This window comes from Dietzia sp. DQ11-38-2, assembly GCF_014145055.1.
Lineage (GTDB): Bacteria > Actinomycetota > Actinomycetes > Mycobacteriales > Mycobacteriaceae > Dietzia.
The window spans coordinates 1-3,170 of sequence record NZ_JAALDW010000370.1 but is presented as its reverse complement, the minus strand read 5'-3'; the positions used below and the strand labels follow the sequence as shown (position 1 = coordinate 3,170).

Here is a 3,170-nt window from a genome sequence, read left to right as displayed (position 1 = left end):
GGTGGTGACGATCCGGCGGACGCGCCCGGGGCCGTGGGTGGCCACCCCGGTCAGTGCCGCATGAAGGGGGGGACGTCGATGTCGTCGTCCTCGTCCCGGCGGCGCGATCCCTGGGAACCCGCGCCGGCCTGACCCGACTCACGGCGCTCCTCTCGTCGCCCGCCGTCGAGGGGGGTCGATCCGAGCCCGGGGGCACCACCGGTTTCTCCGGACCCTCCCGGGACCTCCTCGTCGTCGAGGTGGTGGCGGCCGCGCCGCGACTGGCCCGAGCCGGAGGTCTGCCGGGAGCCGCCCTCGAACCCGGCGGCGATGACGGTCACCCGCACCTCGTCGCCGAGGGAGTCGTCGACGACGGTGCCGAAGATGATGTTGGCGTCGGGGTGCGCCTCCTCCTGGACGAGGGTCGCGGCCTCGTTGATCTCGAACAGGCCCAGGTCACTGCCGCCGGCGATCGACATGAGTACGCCCTTGGCGCCCTCCATCGTCGTCTCCAGCAGCGGCGAGTTGATGGCGGCCTCGGCGGCCTTGTACGCCCGACCCTCGCCCCGCGAGGAACCGATCCCCATGAGCGCGCTGCCGGCCCCGGACATGACGCCCTTGACGTCGGCGAAGTCGACGTTGATCACGCCGGGGGTGGTGATGAGGTCGGTGATTCCCTGGACGCCGTTGAGGAGGACCTCGTCGGCGGTCTTGAAGGCCTCCATCATGGACACGCCGGCGTCCCCGAGCTGGAGCAGCCGGTCGTTGGGGATCACGATAAGGGTGTCGCAGGCCTCGCGCAGGCCCTCGATCCCCGCCTCGGCCTGTCCCCCGCGACGCTTGCCCTCGAAGGAGAACGGGCGGGTGACGACGCCGACGGTGAGCGCGCCGAGCTTGCGCGCGATGGCCGCGACGACCGGCGCGCCACCGGTGCCGGTACCGCCGCCCTCCCCGGCCGTGACGAAGACCATGTCCGCACCCTTGAGGACCTCCTCGATCTCGTCCTTGTGGTCCTCCGCCGCCTTGCGCCCGACCTCCGGGTCGGCCCCGGCACCGAGGCCGCGGGTGAGTTCGCGACCGACGTCGAGCTTGACGTCGGCGTCGGACATGAGGAGCGCCTGAGCATCGGTGTTCACCGCGATGAACTCGACGCCCTTGAGGCCCTCGTCGATCATCCTGTTCACGGCGTTGACACCGCCGCCCCCGATTCCGACGACCTTGATGACTGCGAGGTAGTTGTGCGGTGAGCTCATCGAGGCCCGGCCTTCCTTTGGGGTGTCGTGCTCGGTTGCATGCTGTCTCGACGAAAGACTGTCGCCCAACCCTCACCCTCTACTTGAGGGTTAAAGTTGCTGGTCAGAGGCGGTTTCCGCCGTCGGGTCACACGGTAGGGGCACCGGCCCCGCCCGTCCACGAGGCTCGCGGGCGTGTCGGTCTACCGCGACGCCGGCAGTGCCGGATTGGAGACGTTCCAGATCTCGCCGGGCTGCTCGAGGACCATCTGCAACGCGACCGCCTTCTCGTGGTCGCGGCCGGCGGCCCCCCACTCGACGATCCGGCCGTCGACGAGAGTGAGCACGATCGACGCCGGCGTCTCGACGTCGACCGACGCGATCTCCTGGCCCGCGGTCCCCCGGACCTCCGCGAAGACGATCGAGAGGTCACGGACGATCCCCGGCAGGTCGGAGCGGGCCTCCTGCCCCACGGTGAGTTCCGGCGTGCCGGGAGGCGGGTCACCCTGTCCGAAGTCGATCCCCTGACCGTCGACGAGATGCCGTGCGCCGTCGACCTCGACCACGACCAGGGCCGTCCGTTCGATGAGCGAGATCCGCAGGGTCGACGGGTAGTCGCGGGTGACCGTGACCTGGTCGACCCTGGGGATCCCCGCGACACGCCGCGCCACCGCGTGGGTGTCCACCTGGAGCAACGGGGTACCGGGGGACACCGCCGCCCGCTCGGTCACCGCCTCCACCGGGATCGTGCTGGTCCCGGTCACCTGGACCTGCCGGACGGAGAACACCGGCAGGAAGTACATCGCGATGTACCCGACCAGCAGGACGACCAGGGCCACACCGAGCCCGATGTAGATGCGGTTGGTACGGCGACGCCGCCTGCGCAGGGTGGCCCGGACCGCGGGATCCGAGTGGCGCACCCGCTCGTCGGAGCGACGGACGGCGGCCGCGGCGAGCCGTCGGTCGGGATCATCCGACGTCGTCGGATCCACCGCGTCCTCGCGTGGCTCATCGGTCACCGCGGTGTCCCCCTCACGAGGTGGCCCTCGTCATGACCCCGTCCCGCTCCCCGTGGGCCCGGCCACGATCCTCGGGCCGAGCGTCGTGATGTCCCCGGCCCCGAGGGTGAACACCACGTCGTCGGGCCGGACGACCTCGAAGACCGTGGCCAGGGCCGTGTCGAGGTCGGGCACGTGGTGGGCGGGGGAGCTGACGTGGCGGGCGACGAGTCCGCCGTCGACACCCGGCTCGGGCTGCTCACGCGCGCCGTACACATCGAGCACCACCACCTCGTCGGCGAGGGACAGGGCCCGCCCGAACTCCTCGGCGAAGATGCGGGTCCGGGAGTACAGGTGGGGCTGGAACACGGCGATCAGACGGCCGCCGTCCGCGGAGACGATCTCCCGCCCCGCGCTCAACACCGCCCTGACCTCGGTGGGATGGTGCGCGTAGTCGTCGAAGACCCTCGCCCGACCACCGCGGACGGTCGCCGTGCCCTTGGGCTCGAAGCGTCGGCCCACTCCCCCGAAGCCGGACAGGCCGGCCAGGAAGTCCTCGACGTCTATCCCGGCGTCCCCCGCGACCTCCCGGGCGGCGAGCAGGGCCGCGAGGGCGTTGAGCGCCATGTGGCGGCCCGGGGTACCCACGTGGAGGTCCCCGCGCGGGCGGCCGTCGAGCGTGAGAACGGCCCGGGTCCCGCCCGAGTCGACGTCGATCCCGGCGAGCTCCCCCGTGACTGGCAGGTCGGTCTCCGGGCCGCCCGCGGTGCGGTACCCCACCACCCGGACACCCGCGGACGCCGCGCGGCGGGCGCGCTCGACCGCTCCCTCGTCGTCCAGACACACGACCAGGGCGCCGGTCTCCGGGATCCGGGCGAGGAACGTGTCGAAGACCTCGAAGTACGCCTCCGCCGTACCGAAGTGATCGAGGTGGTCGGGCTCCGCGTTGGTCAGGATCACA

At 71.7% G+C, this 3,170-nt stretch carries 3 protein-coding genes; all 3 read right to left on the bottom strand.

The features are described from left to right. Positions 1 to 50: 50 nt before the first annotated feature. Complete coding sequence (gene ftsZ, locus G6026_RS12475) at positions 51 to 1,232, bottom strand: cell division protein FtsZ (protein WP_182613364.1); 1,182 nt, start codon at positions 1,230 to 1,232, stop codon at positions 51 to 53. Between the two features lie 182 nt (positions 1,233 to 1,414). Beyond that, positions 1,415 to 2,230 carry an FtsQ-type POTRA domain-containing protein gene (locus G6026_RS12470; protein ID WP_182613363.1) on the bottom strand — a complete coding sequence of 272 codons (816 nt, stop codon included), beginning with the start codon at positions 2,228 to 2,230 and terminating at the stop codon, positions 1,415 to 1,417. 30 nt (positions 2,231 to 2,260) lie between these two features. Next, positions 2,261 to 3,170: cyanophycin synthetase (locus tag G6026_RS12465; protein WP_241728065.1), on the bottom strand; the 910-nt coding region annotated here is incomplete at its 5' end.